Origin of the sequence: Paenibacillus sp. BC26, from assembly GCF_900116125.1 — a bacterium.
Classification (GTDB): domain Bacteria; phylum Bacillota; class Bacilli; order Paenibacillales; family Paenibacillaceae; genus Paenibacillus_Z; species Paenibacillus_Z lignilyticus.
Genome location: NZ_FPAD01000001.1, coordinates 1653636 through 1670395, shown reverse-complemented (window position 1 = coordinate 1670395; position 16760 = coordinate 1653636). Strand labels below are relative to the sequence as shown.

The following is a 16760-nucleotide window of genomic DNA, read 5'->3' as shown; positions in this document are numbered from 1 at the left end:
CATCCGAGAAATGGAAGACGTCGTCGATTCTGTTTTGTAAATATCGGAAAATGTCGTTTTCTTCGCAACCTCCACCACTGTTCTACGTCTAATAGAGTAGATTCAGAGAGGAGTGTTAAATTAGCAGATGGTTATTCGTAACAAATGGACGGTAATTATCGCGGCAGTACTGGTTATTCAAGCGATTTTGTCGACGATATCAACGACCAATAGTGATGCTGCTGTTGCATCCGCAGACAATACGACTAAATTTCGTGTCTACCACAACGATGCTGCCATGAAGGAATTTGCTGCCGAGAGCAGCGCTGTTGCTTACGCTAAGCAATTCACGTACACGCATGTGGAAAAAATCGCGAACCGGGAATGGGTTTGGGACAACCTTCCGAAGTATAAGGTGTACGAGAACGGTGTGAGTTCAAGCGGCCGGGAATTCCGTACGCTGACTGAAGCACAGCGTTTTGCAAGCAAAGTCCGTTTCGCGCAAATCCGAGACCTTGAGAAGCCAGGATTCATTCAAAGCAATTATCCAAATTTTCAAATGTATCAAGGTGACAAAACACTGGCAAACTGGTCGTTCGTGACTCTTGCCGATGCGAAGAAAGCAGCTAAAGCTTATGGAAACATCCATATTATTGAGCTGGCAACCAATCAGTGGGTATGGGATAACTTGACTGATGCACAGAAAGCCGCTCAGCGCAAAGCGTCGCTAACTTACAGCATTGTAACGGACAGCGTTCAAGACAGCGCTCCTGCTTACAGCTTTTTGTTAGATGCGATCCGCGCTTCGTTTAAAGTACCCGGGAGCAGCGTAGTTAACCGAGCAACGGGTCAAATTGTACATAGTAACATCCCAACGTTCACAGTCGTCCAGTCGGGCCCGGTTGTGGCCTCGTACCATAGCATTCAAAGCGCGATTCAATATGCCAAATCCTTGTCCGGTGCGTCTGTCGTGAAGAACGGACTGACTTGGTGGACGAATGTTCCGTATCTGGCGGTTTATCAAGGCGACCAGAAGCTGCGTTCGTTCCATACGCGTAAAGGCGCAATTGAGTTTGCCAATACGTACGCGGGTTCCACCGTTATGTCAACAGATCTCAGAGCAATCTGGAACAATAAGAAGTCGCTCCAGCTGCTGGGGTGGAACGGTACGTCCAGAACATCAACGGTGTTGGATCAAGTCGGCAAAACCCAGGGGCTGGATATCGATTCTCCATCCTGGTTTGAGCTGGCGAGTGCGGATGGCACCTTTACGGATACTTCGGATCCGGCACTCGTACAAACGATGAAGGCCTCCGGTATCAAGTTGACTCCGCTCGTAAGCAATCAATTCGATGCGGTGCTGACAAGCGCGTTTCTGCGGAATGAAACTGCGAAGAATTCGTTTATCACGAACCTCGTCAGCAAGCTTACGGCTCTTGATGTGGAAGGTGTGAATATTGATTTTGAAGGCATGGCCGGCAAAGATCGTGACTTGTACACCGCATTCGTTCGCTCGTTTACAAGCGCGGCGCACAAAGCCGGATTAACGGTTTCGGTCGATCTCCCAAGAGGCGACGTGAAATGGGATGCCAAAACCGCTTACGATCAGCGGGCACTCGCCGAAATCGTGGATATGATTATGATTATGGCCTATGACCAGCACTGGAAGGGAAGCGACGAAGCCGGCTCCGTTGCTGAACTGACTTGGGTTGAGGATGGCGTGAAGCAATTTCTGGCTTATGGCGTTCCACGCAGCAAGCTTATGCTCGGCATTCCTTTCTATGTGCGGGAATGGCGTATAGATGCGACGGGCAAGCTGGTGGACAATAAAGCTATCTTTATGAGCGAGCTGCCTCGCATCATTGCCGAACAAGGCGCTACTCGCACGTTTGACGCCACTGCCGGCCAATGGAAATACGAATATACAGGCCAAGACGGATACACGCATGTATTCTGGGCAGAGACAGCCGACACCGTGAAAGCTCGCGTCAACATTGCGAAGAAATACGATCTGGCCGGCGTTGCCGCTTGGCGCCTCGGTTATGAGCAGGCAGATCTGTGGACGATGCTGCTCCAAATGAAGTAGCGGCTGCCGGCCAAGTAGTACTTCGGTATCTCGTTATGGTATGATAGTAGAGTTATTGTTCGATCATTTACTTCATATCAGTTAGGAGACTGCTGTATGTCAAATTTAAAAGAAATTCAATCCATTGAAGAGTGGAATGAGGCGTTTGAAGCATCCGGCTCACGTCCATTGGTCGTTTTCAAACATAGCACGACATGTCCGGTAAGCGCGAACGCGTACACGGAGTTCACGAATTACTTGAAGAACAACGAGGCAGCTTCGGCTGATACCGACTTTGTTCTGGTCAAGGTTATTGAATCCCGTCCGGTGTCCAATCAAATTGCCGAAGATACTTCGGTCAAACATGAATCCCCGCAAGTGATTCTAATCAAGGATAAAGCGAAGTATTGGACGGCCTCGCATTGGTCCATCACGGAAGCACATATGACTGCGGTAATGAATTAATCAGCGAAGCCTCCTGATCGAAGCGTGAAGACGCTTTTGTCAGGAGGCTTTTTTTGTTATTTTACCGACTGTTAAAAACCATATATTAGAATTTACGATGGCAAATGTCCAAGCGAGCAGGCTGAAGCATGCATTAACTAGTTAGAAATATGGATCGGAGGTTCTAACTATGGCATGTGATAATTCGGTTACAGCCTTAACCTGCTGTACAAATAATGAATATGTGCAAGACAAAGTTTGTACGCCATGGAGCGGTACCGTCGTTGCAACCGATGTGTTACTCCTCGTCTATGTAAACAATATCAATCAAAACTTGGTGGGCACGGGTTATATCCAATACGATGTCGGCCCAGATGACATTGTAGTTGATGTGCTTAATAGCGCAGGCGCACCCATGGTTACCCCCATCACCCTTTCCCCTGGCATGAGTCTTGCTTTTACTTACCGCCGTTTCACTTCCATCCGATTAACATTACCCGGCGCGTCCGCTGGTACTTATCAAGGCGAATTCTGTATAACCACCCGTTATTCCATTTAGAGAATTCAACCAGAGGAGGGACATGTCATGTGCAATTCGGCACTTAGTTGTTGTTCGGACAAAGTCATGGTGCAAGATAAAGTGTGTACGAACTGGCAGTTTACGGCTGCCGGAACACAAACCGTTTATGCGGATAATTTAGCTCAAATTATTACGGGGACGGGTTATGTCAAAATCGAATCCAGTACGGGAGCGATCACGGTCACCTTTATCCGCAATGCGGCTACGATTCAAACCATTATCATACCGGCGGGCAGCAGCACGTCATTTACGGTCGGCCGCTTCGATACGATCAATTTAACGGCAATAGCGGCGGCGCAAGGTGAATTTTGCATAACCATTCGTTACAACCTCTAAACCAACTTCAGGCGGCCCCTAATTAATTAGAGAGTCGCCTTTTTCATTGCTTATGGATGATAACGGTATCAGCTTTGTAGGGTAAGCGTAGTGGATATGACATACTTCCCCTCGATATAGGTCGACTCGCTGCCTTGTGCAGGGACAAGAACGGCCGTTACCGATTGCCCGATGTAATTGACGGTGCTTCCAGGCGGGACGAGCATTTGCTTGGTGGTTAGCCCCACAATGTCGACCTCCAAGGCTTGCGTACTTTTTTCATTCGAAAAAATGCTTATTTGCGTTAATGTTTGCATGGAGTAGACGTCCAGTTCCCACAGTTGAAATTCGGACTGCTCCCCTTGAAGCAATATACTTCCGCAGCATTCCTTATCAAACGTGTATGTCTTTAGCTTCTTAGGCGGATCAGGGGGATCGGGCGGATGCATATAGGGTGGCTGTGGAAGTATGATGTTGTTTGTTGTTGGCCGGCAAAGCGGCGTTGGATGAGATCGGCAGAGGCGTCTATGTTTAGGCCCGCACTTCATCCGCGGTTCACATTTTTTTCTTGATAGGTTAGAGGGCCGCTTCCTTCGACATGATGTCTTTTTCAGCATACTCCCCCTCTTTCATAAACCTAAAAATGACGCTGCTTTCTGATATTAAATGCCTGCTCTCTGTGCATTGCCATTGTTTAACAGGATTTTATTTCCACAGTGTTATGTCAGCTCAAACATCGACCATACAACGCCTCTTGAAACACCGCTTCCGATATTAATGGAAATCGTCAACCCATCCGCATTATAAAACAGACCGACAACGTCGCCTGCATTCAGCGTGACATCGCCTGCCAACGTAATTTCTCCGTTCCCCAGCACCGCTCTTAAAGATAAAACTAAGACGACATTCACATTTAGTACGGGCAGCAGCCCGGTTACTAAATTGGTAGCCGTTGGCGAAGTGCGCTGTACGGCAAAATAGGGATTGATTCCGGCTCCGAGCGTTACCGAAACCGCGGCAGTCGTTGTGTAATTGATCGTAGCTTTAATGGCATATCTACCAGTAACTGGAACAGTGAAGTTGCCTGTTGTGGCATTGAATGCCACATTCCCATAGTACGGGCTCGCGACTGACCAGTTTGTTAATTGGGTTGTCGTAGCGATGGACAGCGTGGCCAAGAACGCAGAGAAACCGGTTGTCGCAAAATTCGGACCCGTCGGGCCCGTTGCCCCAGTCGCTCCTGTTGCTCCCGTAGCTCCCGTTGCTCCTGTCACACCCGCTGCTCCTGTTGCTCCCGTCGCCCCCGTCGCCCCCGTCGCCCCCGTCGCTCCCGTTACACCCGTCGCTCCCGTCGGCCCTGTCGCCCCCGTCGCCCCCGTTGCTCCCGTCTCCCCCGTCCCACCTGTCGCTCCCGTCGGCCCATTCGCCCCCGTTGCTCCCGTCGACCCCGTCGCACCTGTCGGCCCAGTCGCACCCGTCTCTCCAGTCGCACCCGTCTCTCCAGTCGCACCCGTCTCTCCAGTCTCCCCTGTCGCTCCTGTCGCCCCCGTCGCCCCTGTCGCCCCTGTCGGACCCGTCACTCCCGTCGCTCCCGTCGGCCCTGTTGCTCCCGTCGGCCCTGTTGCTCCCGTCGCTCCCGCCGGACAAATCGGGCAGCACTGTCCGCCTCCTCCCTTCGAGAGCCCGTCGCAGCTCAGCGCAGATGAGCCCGAACAAGAACAATGTCGGCGGAGCGAGCTCTCCAGGAAAACGTCGCCGAATTTCGAGTTACCATTTGGCATGACTTATGCCCCTCCGTTCCATCTGACCAACCAGTCTACTATCTCTGCAAATCCCAGCTTCACTATTACTAGTAGATGGTTATCGCTCTTCATCGCTTGTACTCAAGCCTGTAATTCATCAAATTTGGCGATTAACAGGGAATAAAAAAAGCCTGCCACCGAAGTGGCAAGCCTCATTAGGAGTTGCTTAAGCAAACACCATATTTTTTCCGTAGAATATTTCGTCCATTTCCCACTTTACGCTTTTCTCAATTTCCTGCTGCTCATCCTTGCTGAGTGTGTCCTTCGTGTACCCGAACAAGTAATTGTTCAGATCAAATTCCCGCAGCTTGCATTTCGTGTGAAAAATATTTTCCTGATACACGTTCACGTCAATCATCTGATACAAATCTTGAATTTCTTCCGGAATATAGCTCTGAATCGAGCTGATTTCGTGGTCAATAAACAGCTTGTGCCCGTAGATATCGCGCGTAAATCCCCTTACTCTGTAATCGATAATCATGATATCGGTATCAAAGGAGCGAATGAGATAGTTCAGCGCTTTAAGCGGCGAAATCTCACCGCAGGTGGAGACGTCGATATCTGCGCGGAACGTGCTGATGCCTTCGTCCGGATGGTATTCGGGGTACGTATGCACCGTGATATGGCTTGTGTTCAAATGCATGGCAACGCCGTTTGGAACCGGTCCCGGCGACTCCTCGAACGATTCATGTGTCGCCTGCTCGAGCGGACCTTCCGATACAAGCATCGTTACGCTTGCCCCTTGCGGCTCATAATCCTGCTGGGCAACATTCAGCACATGGGCGCCGATAATCTCGGCTACCGTTTTCAATATCGAGGTCAAACGATCCGCATTATATTGCTGGTCTATGTAAGCGATATACGATTCGCGTTCTTCTTTCGTTTTGGTAAAGCAAATATCGTACATATTGAAGCTTAACGACTTGGTCAAGTTGTTAAAGCCATGCAGCGTAATGCGCTGCTCCGATGTTAACGGCAATTGAACTCCCCCTAAGTGTAACGCCTCCGGCGCGAAAATAAACGACTGTATACTTAGAATGGGAAGTCCGGGCAGCTTCTATCCCGGAATCGGATTATTTTTCTTTTTTTGTAAGCCGAGCGGGTCATATTCACCTGCGTAATGATACACATACCGATTATCGATTCGGACATAACCAAGAATGCACACCGCTCGATCCCTTCGGAAAACACAAGAGTAATTCTGATTGTCCCGATTTCCTTCGGCCACAAGGATTTCATCGTCATCGCAAGCGAGTACAACACCGATATGATCATGCGCATGATCAGACAGCAGCTTCTCATAGATGACGATATCGCCGCGCTGAGGTGTGAAACCAACTTGCCTATCTCGATAGAAAAACTCATGCTCAGGCAGCTGCGACCATTCCAGCCATGCTCCGACACCTGCGAATCGACACACGCTATTCGGATAACGAATCGGAAGCAGAATGCCCGCCAGCCTGCAGCAATGATACACGAAAGCCGCACACCAGCTGCCTTTCAGCACACTATAGATATCAGCGTCAGGCCAGTATTGGCAAATCTCCCGATAGCTGCGATTACCGGGGATGCCGATAATAGCTTGCGAGGCAAGCTGTTCGGCAATGTCTGCAAGCAGCGCTCTTCTATCCGGATTACCGCCAATCGCTTGTACATCAGGTTTGATTTCTATTGCTATTTGCCCACTGGGAAGGTTCAGCTCGTTCAGTACGTGTTGAAGCCTGGGCAAATCCTCCCTCGAGACAAGACGAGCGGAATGTTGAAAATAGTGCTGCAGCACGACCGCATCCTTGACGATTTCGTCATAGGGTTCGTGGACATGTTCCCGATCGCTATGACGACATATGGCATGAATAATCGTATGCTGCTCTTCCGAACTAAACGAACCCATATCTCTAATTAGAGGCCGTACGGCTTCAGCGCTGTTGACGCCGGGAAAGTCTGCAATGCCTGTTTTGTAGTAATAGTAATGATGAAGCAAACCGGCAATTGACGCGAGCTCTTGATCATACCCTCTCTTTAACGCGAGGACTGACGTAAACGTAGATACGCCGTGCGAATAAGTGCCTGCTTCTTCCCTTAACGCCGCGCTATCTATGGACTTCAACATGGTATGAAGCATGATTCTAATACTTTCATGCCGAGCCGGCTGCGTACCGGATATCGCCTCAGCGTACATGCATCGTCCCCATGCCACGGAACAGAACATTATGGCGCCAATTCGGAGCCGCGTCTGCAAGCCGCATTTGCGGAAAATGTTTCAGCATCGCAGTCAGCGCGATTTCGCCTTCCAGTCGGGCAAGCGGTGCACCCAGGCAGAAGTGAGCTCCTGAAGCAAACGCCAGGTGGCGATTAGGCGTCCTGCCAATATCAAACTGATTCGGATGCGAGAATTGAGCGGGATCGCGGTTTGCGGCACCAAGCATCACTTGGACCACCTGTCCTTGCAGGATCGTCTGCCCGCCAAGCTCGTAATCGACAGATGCAAGGCGTGAAGTCATCTGTACCGGGCTTTCATATCGCAGTCCTTCTTCAACCGCAGAAGGAATTAAAGTGGGATTTTCTAGTAAACGCGCATATTGTTCCGGGTGGTTCAATAGCGCAAGCATGGTATTGCCAATCAGATTCACCGTCGTCTCATGACCGGCTACAAGCAGCAATACGCATGTAGCGATAAGCTCCTGCTCGGTCAGCGCATCTGTTTGTTCTTTAGCGGCCAGTAAATCGCTGATCATATCTTCACGCGGCGAAACTTTACGTTCCGCAATTAAGCTGCGGAAATAAGCTGTAATTTCGACGGCCGCTCGAACGGATTGTTCTGCAAATTCTGGCGTTTGGTCACCGCCGCCTTCAAGTATTCTTGCGAAGGTATGCGACCATTCCTTGAACATCTCGCGATCTTCCGGCGGTACGCCGAGCATCTCGGCAATGACGATAACCGGCAATGGAAATGCGAACGATTGTATGAGATCAGGCTGATCCTCTTCTGCCATCTGCTCCGCTAAATGCTCCGCAATGGAGCGGATATTCTGCTTCAGCCTCTCCATGGACCGCGGTGTGAAGGAATGACTGACAAGCCCGCGCAATCTTGTATGCGTCGGCGCATCTCGAAGAAGCATCCAATTGTCCAAGAGATTATTAACGGGCTCCCACGGCGTATTCTGCGACTGCGGCGGCTGCTCTTCCTGCTGATGCTGCGGCATCGCGTTTCGGTTCTCTCGGACGAACAGCGGATCCTTCAAGACGCGGTTAACGTCCTCATAACGGGAAACAACCCACATATTGTGCCATTCCAGATATCGAACCGGCTCTTGCTCGAGCAAATAGTTGTAGAACGAATAGGGATTATCATGAACCTGTACGTTATACGGTCCAAACCATGAAGCGATTTCCGAGATTTCAAAGGTACGCGATTGATTTTGCAACAGCTCCGCCTCCTAATTTTTTGCATGCACATAGTACGCGAGCCGGCTGCCAAAAGTTGCATCATTCGAAGCGACGAATGAAAACAAGAAAAAAGGATGGCTGTTAAGGCCATCCTTCAGTGTACTTTCCCGATGAGCGCTTGTTTTATCGCGTTCCAACTCTAACGGTTGTTAAATTGGTTATTGGGGCATGAATATATCTTTTTTAATTTCTAACGGTTGCCAGAGAGCTTATTTGAACATTTTCCACCGGGAATCTACCCACTTGCTTTAAATAACGGGAAACCGGACGTATGTGTTCACTCTCTGCTAAGCCCCGCCTTTCACCTTCAAGTTATAGTCTCTTACGCACCGGAATCCAAATTTCACTTCTATAGGTCGGAGATGTCGTATCCTTACTCTCGTTCCACAACAGCTCAGGGCCTTGTGCTTGTTCATAGCTCGATGACGGGAACCATTCGGAGTAAATCCGTCCCCAGACATTTTGCAGCGTATCCGGAAAAGGTCCTACCGCTTCGAAAACGGCCCATGTGCTTGGCGCCACTTCCAGCTTCTCCATATCCTCCGGACACTCAAGCGTTGTAGCAACGCCGAGATAATGGTCGAGCTCCCCTTTTTCCTCCATACGCTCTTCTGAGAAGTTCGTCGATGCGCTGAGCATGCCCTGTGGCGAGATGTTAGAGAGACTCTTCAGCTTCCGAATCTTCTCTTCGGTTAAGCTGCCCGCCATCGCCGCAATTTCCGGATTTACACCGTGGAAAATGATCGGAACCCTTTTCATTAACCCTACGATGCGGAAAGCCTCTTTATCTTCAATACGGAAGTTCATTTCATTTCCTCCTTTAATCGTTAATTGAAATGTCATTCTCGGAAAAGCCTTTAACGTTTGACCTTTGCTTCTTGCTTCCGTCGGAGTCAGGCCATGCAAGCCTTGGAATGCTCTGGTGAACGCATCCGGCGAGTTGTACCCATATTTCACGGCAATATCGATGATTTTCGTTTCATTGCTGCTTTGCAGCTCGAATGCCGCAAGTGTAAGGCGTCTGCGACGAATGTATTCGGATAACGATACGCCTGCCAAGAATGAGAACATTCGCTTAAAATGAAACTCAGAGCACATCGCCAACTTTGCGACTTCCTTGAAGTCAATCTCCTCCGTCAGATTGTCCTCTATATAGGCGATGGCGCCGTTCATATCTGCCAGTAAGTTCATGAGTTCCTCCCTCCTACCTCTCTAAATTAACAGAACGCCGATTGCGCAATCCGACTATTCGTGCACGATTATGCAGGATGTGTATCATCTATGGAATCAGTTCGATCGATTAACAAACGCACCATGATGATCAAGTACGGGGATGACCGAACTCGAATCAAGCCCCGATGCCAGCCGGACATCGTCTTCGTATCCGCTTGCGATCAACTCTTGGCCTGAGCTGCATGCCGCAACCATGGATGCGAGCTTGCTTCGGGATGCTTCGAATACAGCTGCCGCACTCCCGGCTTCAGGTGATAATTCGATTGGATGGAGCTGGCTCAGTATGGCGCCGGCTGCCAGCATATCTTCGAAACCGGGACGCAGACTCCCGTCGCTCCACCGCTCCCCCGATGCGATAACAGTGACAATGCCGCCTCTTCGCCGTATATATTGCGCCACTGCACTGGCATTACGCAGGCTTCCGGCAATGACTTCGCATTGGTTGTCCTTTGCGATAAAAGAGCATGTAGCCCCGTTAGGCGAAGGCAGCACAATTCGGCTGTTCTCTTCAAGAAGCGCAAGCTTCGCAGGGGATAATGATATCGGTTCGCCGCGTTTCCCCGCTAATAATGCGTTCATCTCGCGAGCGTATTCTGCAGCGGATGCATCCTTGAACGGATACGGAAAGACAATACCCTTGCGATTAAGAACGATATCTACACAAGTTGTAAACGAAAGAACATCAATGATGACAATAAGGTCCGAAACAGGTGCTAAAGCGCGCACCCCTTCGATTCCCCATTCGAATCGCGCCGTGTAGTTGGTTTGCTGATAAACCGCGGAGACGGACATGTTTTCCCCCCATGGACAACATACATTTTCCTAGACTTTACCATAAACCAACAGGCTATATTGAGAAAATAGATGAAATCAGCCATAATCAAACCTATATCCGCTCTAGGCGGCAATAGGAGCTGAATCCATATGACAACTTATGATGAGGATTTGAAGAAACGGCTGCGGAGAATGGAAGGCCAAATTCGCGGCGTCCTAAATATGATGGAGGAAGGACAGCATTGCAAGGACGTAGTGGCCCAAATCTCGGCTGTCCGAAGTGCCGCCGATAAAGCGATCGCGTATGTCGTCGCGAAGAACCTCGAGCAATGCATCAGAGAAGAGAATGCAACCGGCGGCGATACCGGCAAGCTTGTGGAAGAAGCGGTCTCACTGCTGATTAAGAGCAGATGATGGGCTGCCTCCTCCCGCAAAGCGGACTCGATAAATATCCAGCTTCGCCTTCGCCAGTCCGCTGCTGCAATCCACTGAAGTATGAATGCCGCCGTAATTGTTTTGCATAAAAGCATTAATCAATCGCAGGATGGCCTGCCCGTCTTCACAGCCAAAAGATGCCTCAAAGCTGGTCACGGCATACGATTCATCGACGATCCGCAGCTCATAGTCCGCTTGCCCTAGCTCATGATACAAATGATAGCGAAGACCGGCATGCAGAAATTCGGCCATATACATCCCCTTGCAGCCGCTGAGTTTCGTTGTATTCGTAATCCTTACGCTTACCTCGATCCCGCACGCTTTCGCATACGCTGACCATTTCTCGTTGATTTTGCGTAAATACATCTTCTCACCCTCGTATCCATGCTGGTCATCCCTCATGAATAGGATACCCGTCCACTCCCGGCAACAATAAAAAAACCGCCTGATCCACGATTATCGCGGAGCAAGCGGCACTCTGATTAAGATCTCTTCTTGCGCGTCATGACATCGAATATTACGGCAGCTGCCAGTACGGCGCCGCGAATCATGTATTGATACGAAATACCGACGCCGAGCAAATTCATCCCGCTTGACAGCGAAGCCATAACGATCGCTCCAATGATGGAGCCCGTTACTTTACCAACCCCGCCTGCTGCGGATACGCCGCCGACATAAGCTGCAGCGATCGCGTCAAGCTCGAACAGCGTTCCTGCCGTTGTCGTAGCCGATTGCAAGCGAGCCGTGAACAAAATACCGGACAGCGCCGACAGCATCCCCATGGAGCCGAATACGATATACGTAATCTTCTTTACGCTGATACCGCTCAGATGCGCGGCTTCCGGGTTGCTCCCTACCGCATAGATATGGCGGCCGAGCACGGTTTTGGAAGTCAGAATTTGATAAATAACAACGACGAGCAGCATGATGATAACCGTCCAGGAAAAGCCGTTGTAGCCTGCGATAATCCAAGTAATATAAGCGATAATGGCAGAAACGAACACAAGCTTCACCATAAAGATGTTCATGGAGGTCACTTCAAAATTGTATTTCAGTTTGTTCTTGCGTTTAGACACTTCCATCACGATATAGAGAAGGATGATACAAAGTCCGAAGATTAAGGAGAGCAGGTTTAGTCCGTTAATCTTCACGATAGACGGGATAAATCCATTGCCGATTGCATTGAAATGCTCATCTTTAATAATAATCGTCCCGGTATCCTCGGTTACGCGAAGCAGTGCTCCTCTGAAGATCAACATCCCCGCCAAGGAAGCAACGAACGACGGAATGCCGATTTGCGCTACCAGAAAGCCATTAAACAGACCAACCACAATTCCCAATACGAGAATGATGGGAATGGTCAGGTAGAACGGTACACCAAGCTCGGTTAAGAAAATCGCTGCGATCGCTCCCAGAAATCCGGCTGCGAATCCAACAGACAAATCAATGTGCCGAATGACGATAACAAGCGTCATCCCTACAGCCAATACTGCGATATATCCGGTTGCGTCGAGCAAATTGCTGATGTTCCGCGATGACATGAATAGACCGTCTGTCATGATGGAGAAGGTCAGCATGATGACGAACAAGGCGATATACATGCCATATTCGCGAATGTTAACTTTAATTAACGACTTTGCTTCGTTATAGAAATTCACAAGTCTTCCCCCTATTGCGTTGCAAAATGCATGATTTTTTCCTGATCGGCTTCTTCAATGGACAGCTCGCCGGTCATGCGGCCTTCTGCCATGATGTAGACACGGTCGCTCATTCCCAATATCTCGCCGAGCTCGGATGAAATCATAATGATGCTCATTCCCTCGCTGATCAGCTTGTTCATGATCGTATAGATTTCAAATTTCGCGCCGACATCGATGCCTCGGGTCGGCTCATCCAGAATGAGCAATTTCGGACCGACAAACAGCCATTTGCCGAGCGATACCTTCTGCTGATTTCCGCCGCTTAAGTTGCCGACGATCTGTTCAACGGATGGCGCTTTAATATTTAACGATTGCTTGTAGCTATTGGAGATGCTTACTTCTTCATTGCTGTTGATGAATCCCCGCGTTGAAATTTCATGAAGGTTAGCAGCCGTAATGTTGCTCTTAATGTCTTGAATCAGGAAGAGTCCGTCACCCTTGCGGTCTTCCGTTACATAAGCAATGCCTGCGGATATGGCGTCCTGCGGATGCTTGAATGCGCTGCGCTTACCGTCAAGGTACAGCTCGCCCTGCAATTTATACGACTTCGGGTTACCGAAAATGCTTTGTGCCAATTCCGTTCGTCCGGAGCCCATCAAGCCGGCTATGCCGACGATTTCTCCTTTTTTAACGTGCAAATGAACGTTCTTCACAACGCTTCGACCCAGCTTCGGATCATAGGCAGACCAATCGCGCAGCTCCAATATCGGCTCTCCGAATTGCTTGTCAGCCCGCTTCGGATAAATATCGTCGATCTCACGACCAACCATGTTCTTAATTATGATGCTTTCGGTAATTTCACCTTTGGACGCATCGAGCGTGCAAATCGTTTTCCCATCGCGCAGTACGGTAGCTTTGTCTGCGATTGCAATAACTTCTTTGAGCTTGTGTGAAATCATAATGCATGTAATGCCTTGATTCTTCAGTTCGCGAAGCAGCTGCAGAAGATTCTCGCTATCATCCTCATTCAGTGCAGCCGTAGGCTCATCGAGAATAAGCAGCTTCACTTCTTTGCTTAGTGCTTTGGCAATCTCAACAAGCTGCTGCTTCCCGACGCCAAGATCTTTGATTAGGACCTCAGGGTTGACGTTCAGCTTCACCTTCTTCAGCATTTCCGCGGCTCTGACGATCGTGCGATTCCAATCCACGAACGCGCCGTTCTTCACTTCATTGCCTGCAAAAATATTCTCATAGACCGTCAAATCCGGAAATAAAGCCAGTTCCTGATAGATGATGGCAATGCCTGCTTTCACGCTGTCGCTGATTTTCGAGAAACTCTGGACGCTGCCGTTATAGACGATATCGCCTTGATAAGTGCCATGAGGGTAAACACCGCTCAGCACCTTCATCAGTGTCGACTTGCCTGCACCGTTCTCTCCGATCAAGCAGTGGATCTCGCCTCTCTTGACCTTAAAGCTAACATTCGAAAGGGCTTTAACGCCTGTAAACTCCTTGGAAATCCCGTTCATTTCTAATATGAATTCACTCATGTCTGTCGCTCCTTACCCAAACCAGGCTTACAAGCAAGGAATAGTGATAGACGCTGCTATCACTATTCCGCGTTACCTACTGATTAGCGGCTGTGCTTACAGCCCTTGGAAATCGTCTGCTTTGTAGTACTCGGAATCGATCAGCTTTTCTTTTACATTTGCTTTGTCGACTACGATAACGTCTGTTTGTTTTGCCGGCACATCGATCTTGCCATTGTTGTACGAGCCGGTAGTTTCAGGTGTAGTGCCATCCAAGATGGAAATCGCCATCCCCATTGCGTCTTTAACCAAGCTGCGAACATCTTTGAAAACGGTCATCGATTGTTTACCGTCAATCACGTATTGAACGGAAGCTTGCTCCGCATCTTGACCTGTAACGACAAAGCTTGTAACCGCTTTATCGGAAGCGAATACATCGGCGATCGAACGAGCAGTTCCGTCATTTGGCGCCAAGATAGCGACATCGCCTTTCATGTCGGCAGCAGCCGCGGTCAAATGCGTTTGGGCTTTATTCTTAGCTTCGTTGGCATCCCAGTTCGTTGTAACTTGACCGATAATGCCGCTCAGTTGATCGCGGGAAAGTTCAGCTGTGTCCTTCAAGCCTTCAGCTTCGCTGGAGTTCGCTACTTTGAATGTACCGTCAGCGATCTTAGGCTGCAGCACTTCCCATGCGCCTTGGAAGAACAAGAATGCGTTGTTATCGGAAGCTGCGCCTGCGTACAAGTAAAGCGGCTGGCCGTTTCCTTTGGCATGATCAACCAGGTATTGTGCTTGCGCTTTACCTACAGCGATGCTGTCGAACGTAACGTAGTAGTCAACCGCATCCGTTTTGGTAATCAAACGGTCATACGAGATTACTTTAACGCCGGCATCCTTAGCTGCTTCTACTGCCGCTGCAGCTGCGTCGCCGTCTTGCGGACAAATGATAAGGACTTGGATTCCTTTATTGATCAGAGTCTCCACGTTCTCTTTCTCTTTCGCCGAAGAACCTTGGCTGAACAAAATTTCCGTCGAATAATCGGTGCCGTCAAGCGCTGCTTTAAAGCGCGTTTCATCCTGTACCCAACGCGGCTCATCTTTCGTCGGCAATACGATACCTACGCTTACCTTCTTGCTGTCGCCACACGCAGAGACGATTGCTGCGAACAACATAATGACCATTACTAATGCGATCGATTTAAAACCTTTTTTCATGATTTGTTTTCCCCTCTCAATATACTAAAGCGTTTACAAAACCAACTATAGCACCGGATATACAGCATGAAAGCGCTAACTTATAGCACTTTTTTCATACCGTCTGCACTATTTTGATTTTCACGTTCTGTGGACAAACAAAAGAAGCGGTAAACCAGCCCCTTCGCCGGTCTACCGCTTCTTCGCCTTACTCTGTCCGATAAATATCTGCCCGTTGATGGAATCCATCGGCAATAATTGTGGCATCCATGTTCAATCGATCGACGGCAATCGGTTCAAGCAAGATGGCCGGCACATCGATTTTCTTGTTGAATACGGTCTTGACCGTGCTCACCTTCTCGCCTATCGCCATTCGAACGGCCAGGTCTGCCGCAGCCTCCGCAAGCTTCGGAATCGGCTTATAGACCGTCATCGTTTGCGTCCCATCCACGATTCGCTGCGCGGCCGCCAGCTCGGCATCCATACCGGAGACAGGAATATGGCTTGCCATTTGCTGAGCGGCCAGCGCCGCGATGACTCCGCCTGCCGTTCCGTCATTGGCAGCGATAACGGCGTCGATCGCATTATGATTGGCTTTCAGCGCTTCTTCCATATTCGCTCTGGCGTTGGCAGGAATCCATTCTTTCGTGAATTGGTCATAGACGATGCGGATATCTCCTCGATCCACGAAAGGCTTGAGCACTTTCATCTGACCTTTCTTGAACATATGGGCATTGTTGTCCGTATCCGCCCCTTCAATCAGCACATAATTACCCTTTGGTACCTTTGACACGATGGCTCTGGCCTGAAGCTCGCCGGCCTTCTCATTATCGAAAGAAATATAGAGATCGACATCGGCATTTAAGATCAGCCGATCATACGATATCACTTTAATGCCCGCTTGATGGGCTTTGGCGACAATGGCTGCTCCGGCTTCGGCGTTATGAGGCACGACAACGAGAACATCAACACCGCGGGAGATCATATTCTCCGCTTGGGCGATCTGTTTAGCGTCATCGCCATTGGCCGCTTGGACATCCACCTCCGCTCCGAGCCCCTCAACGGCAGCTTTGAACAAATCCCGATCCTTCTTCCAGCGTTCTTCCTCTAATGTATCGAGGGACAAGCCAATGACCACTTGATGATCATCTCTTGCCTTGACTATCGATTGTTTATTGCCGACCTGTTGTTTGGGTTCATGCTTGGTCCCTGCCCGGACACCTGCATCGGCACCGGATCCGGCTCCGCCAAGTGAGCAAGCAGTCAGCAGCAATGTTACTCCCAACAAGCTAAGCAGCAGCTTCTCTTGCATTGGACTTCGTC

17 protein-coding genes are annotated in these 16760 nt (G+C 49.5%); 5 read left to right on the top strand and 12 right to left on the bottom strand.

Features of this window, described 5'->3' with window-relative positions; genetic code table 11:
• Positions 1–127: 127 nt before the first annotated feature.
• The 4 genes from BM412_RS07080 (at position 128) to BM412_RS07065 (ending at position 3404) form a co-directional block, all read left to right on the top strand.
• Entirely contained in the window at positions 128–2065 is a 1938-nt protein-coding gene (locus BM412_RS07080) for a glycosyl hydrolase family 18 protein (RefSeq protein WP_091215650.1), read from the top strand.
• A 96-nt stretch (positions 2066–2161) separates the two neighbouring features.
• Positions 2162–2509 carry a bacillithiol system redox-active protein YtxJ gene (ytxJ, locus tag BM412_RS07075; protein ID WP_091215648.1) on the top strand — a complete coding sequence of 116 codons (348 nt, stop codon included), beginning with the start codon at positions 2162–2164 and terminating at the stop codon, positions 2507–2509.
• Positions 2510–2678: 169 nt separating this feature from the next.
• Positions 2679–3047, top strand: a complete 369-nt coding sequence (locus BM412_RS07070; protein ID WP_091215645.1) for a DUF3992 domain-containing protein — start codon at positions 2679–2681, stop codon at positions 3045–3047.
• Positions 3048–3074: 27 nt separating this feature from the next.
• Positions 3075–3404: a DUF3992 domain-containing protein gene (locus BM412_RS07065; protein WP_091215643.1), complete on the top strand. Its 330-nt coding sequence runs from the start codon at positions 3075–3077 to the stop codon at positions 3402–3404.
• A gap of 68 nt (positions 3405–3472) precedes the next feature.
• Here the strand turns inward: BM412_RS07065 and BM412_RS32050 are convergent, their stop codons facing one another.
• The 7 genes from BM412_RS32050 to BM412_RS07030 all read right to left on the bottom strand — a co-directional run bounded on the left by BM412_RS32050 (position 3473) and on the right by BM412_RS07030 (position 10657).
• Positions 3473–3631, bottom strand: coding sequence for a hypothetical protein (locus BM412_RS32050; protein ID WP_177245692.1), 159 nt, complete (start codon positions 3629–3631; stop codon positions 3473–3475).
• Positions 3632–4102: 471 nt separating this feature from the next.
• A complete protein-coding gene (locus BM412_RS07055; protein WP_091215637.1) occupies positions 4103–5164 on the bottom strand; it encodes a hypothetical protein in 1062 nt (353 codons plus the stop codon).
• Between the two features lie 187 nt (positions 5165–5351).
• Positions 5352–6164 carry an adenosylmethionine decarboxylase gene (gene speD / locus BM412_RS07050; RefSeq protein WP_091215634.1) on the bottom strand — a complete coding sequence of 271 codons (813 nt, stop codon included), beginning with the start codon at positions 6162–6164 and terminating at the stop codon, positions 5352–5354.
• Between the two features lie 78 nt (positions 6165–6242).
• Positions 6243–7295, bottom strand: a complete 1053-nt coding sequence (locus BM412_RS07045; RefSeq protein WP_256256168.1) for a CHAP domain-containing protein — start codon at positions 7293–7295, stop codon at positions 6243–6245.
• A 58-nt stretch (positions 7296–7353) separates the two neighbouring features.
• The gene (locus BM412_RS07040) at positions 7354–8610 is read right to left on the bottom strand and encodes a cytochrome P450 (RefSeq protein ID WP_091215627.1); all 1257 of its coding nucleotides are present in this window, start codon (positions 8608–8610) and stop codon (positions 7354–7356) included.
• 334 nt (positions 8611–8944) lie between these two features.
• Positions 8945–9823, bottom strand: coding sequence for an AraC family transcriptional regulator (locus BM412_RS07035; protein ID WP_091215625.1), 879 nt, complete (start codon positions 9821–9823; stop codon positions 8945–8947).
• Between the two features lie 96 nt (positions 9824–9919).
• Positions 9920–10657 (bottom strand): 2-phosphosulfolactate phosphatase, encoded by a 738-nt coding sequence (locus BM412_RS07030; protein WP_091215622.1) that lies wholly within the window; start codon positions 10655–10657, stop codon positions 9920–9922.
• A gap of 132 nt (positions 10658–10789) precedes the next feature.
• On the opposite strand from BM412_RS07030, the gene BM412_RS07025 reads away from it, so the two are divergent.
• Positions 10790–11053: a metal-sensitive transcriptional regulator gene (locus BM412_RS07025; protein WP_091215621.1), complete on the top strand. Its 264-nt coding sequence runs from the start codon at positions 10790–10792 to the stop codon at positions 11051–11053.
• On the opposite strand, the gene BM412_RS07020 is transcribed toward BM412_RS07025, so the two are convergent.
• The 5 genes from BM412_RS07020 to xylF all read right to left on the bottom strand — a co-directional run bounded on the left by BM412_RS07020 (position 11030) and on the right by xylF (position 16749).
• A complete protein-coding gene (locus BM412_RS07020) occupies positions 11030–11440 on the bottom strand; it encodes a hypothetical protein (RefSeq protein WP_091215618.1) in 411 nt (136 codons plus the stop codon). The genes BM412_RS07025 and BM412_RS07020 overlap by 24 nt on opposite strands.
• A gap of 116 nt (positions 11441–11556) precedes the next feature.
• On the bottom strand, positions 11557–12732 hold the full coding sequence (locus tag BM412_RS07015) for a sugar ABC transporter permease (protein ID WP_091215616.1): 1176 nt from the start codon (positions 12730–12732) through the stop codon (positions 11557–11559).
• 11 nt (positions 12733–12743) lie between these two features.
• The gene (locus BM412_RS07010; RefSeq protein WP_091215613.1) at positions 12744–14264 is read right to left on the bottom strand and encodes a sugar ABC transporter ATP-binding protein; all 1521 of its coding nucleotides are present in this window, start codon (positions 14262–14264) and stop codon (positions 12744–12746) included.
• 96 nt (positions 14265–14360) lie between these two features.
• Complete coding sequence (locus tag BM412_RS07005; RefSeq protein WP_091215611.1) at positions 14361–15458, bottom strand: sugar ABC transporter substrate-binding protein; 1098 nt, start codon at positions 15456–15458, stop codon at positions 14361–14363.
• 187 nt (positions 15459–15645) lie between these two features.
• Positions 15646–16749, bottom strand: a complete 1104-nt coding sequence (gene xylF, locus BM412_RS07000) for a D-xylose ABC transporter substrate-binding protein (RefSeq protein ID WP_091215608.1) — start codon at positions 16747–16749, stop codon at positions 15646–15648.
• Between the last annotated feature and the right edge of the window lie 11 nt (positions 16750–16760).

Excerpts from the sequence above, each read along its gene's own strand:
- BM412_RS07080 (WP_091215650.1), top strand. The coding sequence starts at position 128 with ATGGTTATTCGTAACAAATGGACGGTAATTATCGCGGCAGTACTGGTT.
- ytxJ (WP_091215648.1), top strand. The coding sequence starts at position 2,162 with ATGTCAAATTTAAAAGAAATTCAATCCATTGAAGAGTGGAATGAGGCG.
- BM412_RS07070 (WP_091215645.1), top strand. The coding sequence starts at position 2,679 with ATGGCATGTGATAATTCGGTTACAGCCTTAACCTGCTGTACAAATAAT.
- BM412_RS07065 (WP_091215643.1), top strand. The coding sequence starts at position 3,075 with ATGTGCAATTCGGCACTTAGTTGTTGTTCGGACAAAGTCATGGTGCAA.
- BM412_RS07055 (WP_091215637.1), bottom strand. The coding sequence starts at position 5,164 with ATGCCAAATGGTAACTCGAAATTCGGCGACGTTTTCCTGGAGAGCTCG.
- BM412_RS07045 (WP_256256168.1), bottom strand. The coding sequence starts at position 7,295 with ATGTTGAAGTCCATAGATAGCGCGGCGTTAAGGGAAGAAGCAGGCACT.
- BM412_RS07035 (WP_091215625.1), bottom strand. The coding sequence starts at position 9,823 with ATGAACTTACTGGCAGATATGAACGGCGCCATCGCCTATATAGAGGAC.
- BM412_RS07030 (WP_091215622.1), bottom strand. The coding sequence starts at position 10,657 with ATGTCCGTCTCCGCGGTTTATCAGCAAACCAACTACACGGCGCGATTC.
- BM412_RS07025 (WP_091215621.1), top strand. The coding sequence starts at position 10,790 with ATGACAACTTATGATGAGGATTTGAAGAAACGGCTGCGGAGAATGGAA.
- BM412_RS07020 (WP_091215618.1), bottom strand. The coding sequence starts at position 11,440 with ATGTATTTACGCAAAATCAACGAGAAATGGTCAGCGTATGCGAAAGCG.
- BM412_RS07010 (WP_091215613.1), bottom strand. The coding sequence starts at position 14,264 with ATGAGTGAATTCATATTAGAAATGAACGGGATTTCCAAGGAGTTTACA.
- BM412_RS07005 (WP_091215611.1), bottom strand. The coding sequence starts at position 15,458 with ATGAAAAAAGGTTTTAAATCGATCGCATTAGTAATGGTCATTATGTTG.
- xylF (WP_091215608.1), bottom strand. The coding sequence starts at position 16,749 with ATGCAAGAGAAGCTGCTGCTTAGCTTGTTGGGAGTAACATTGCTGCTG.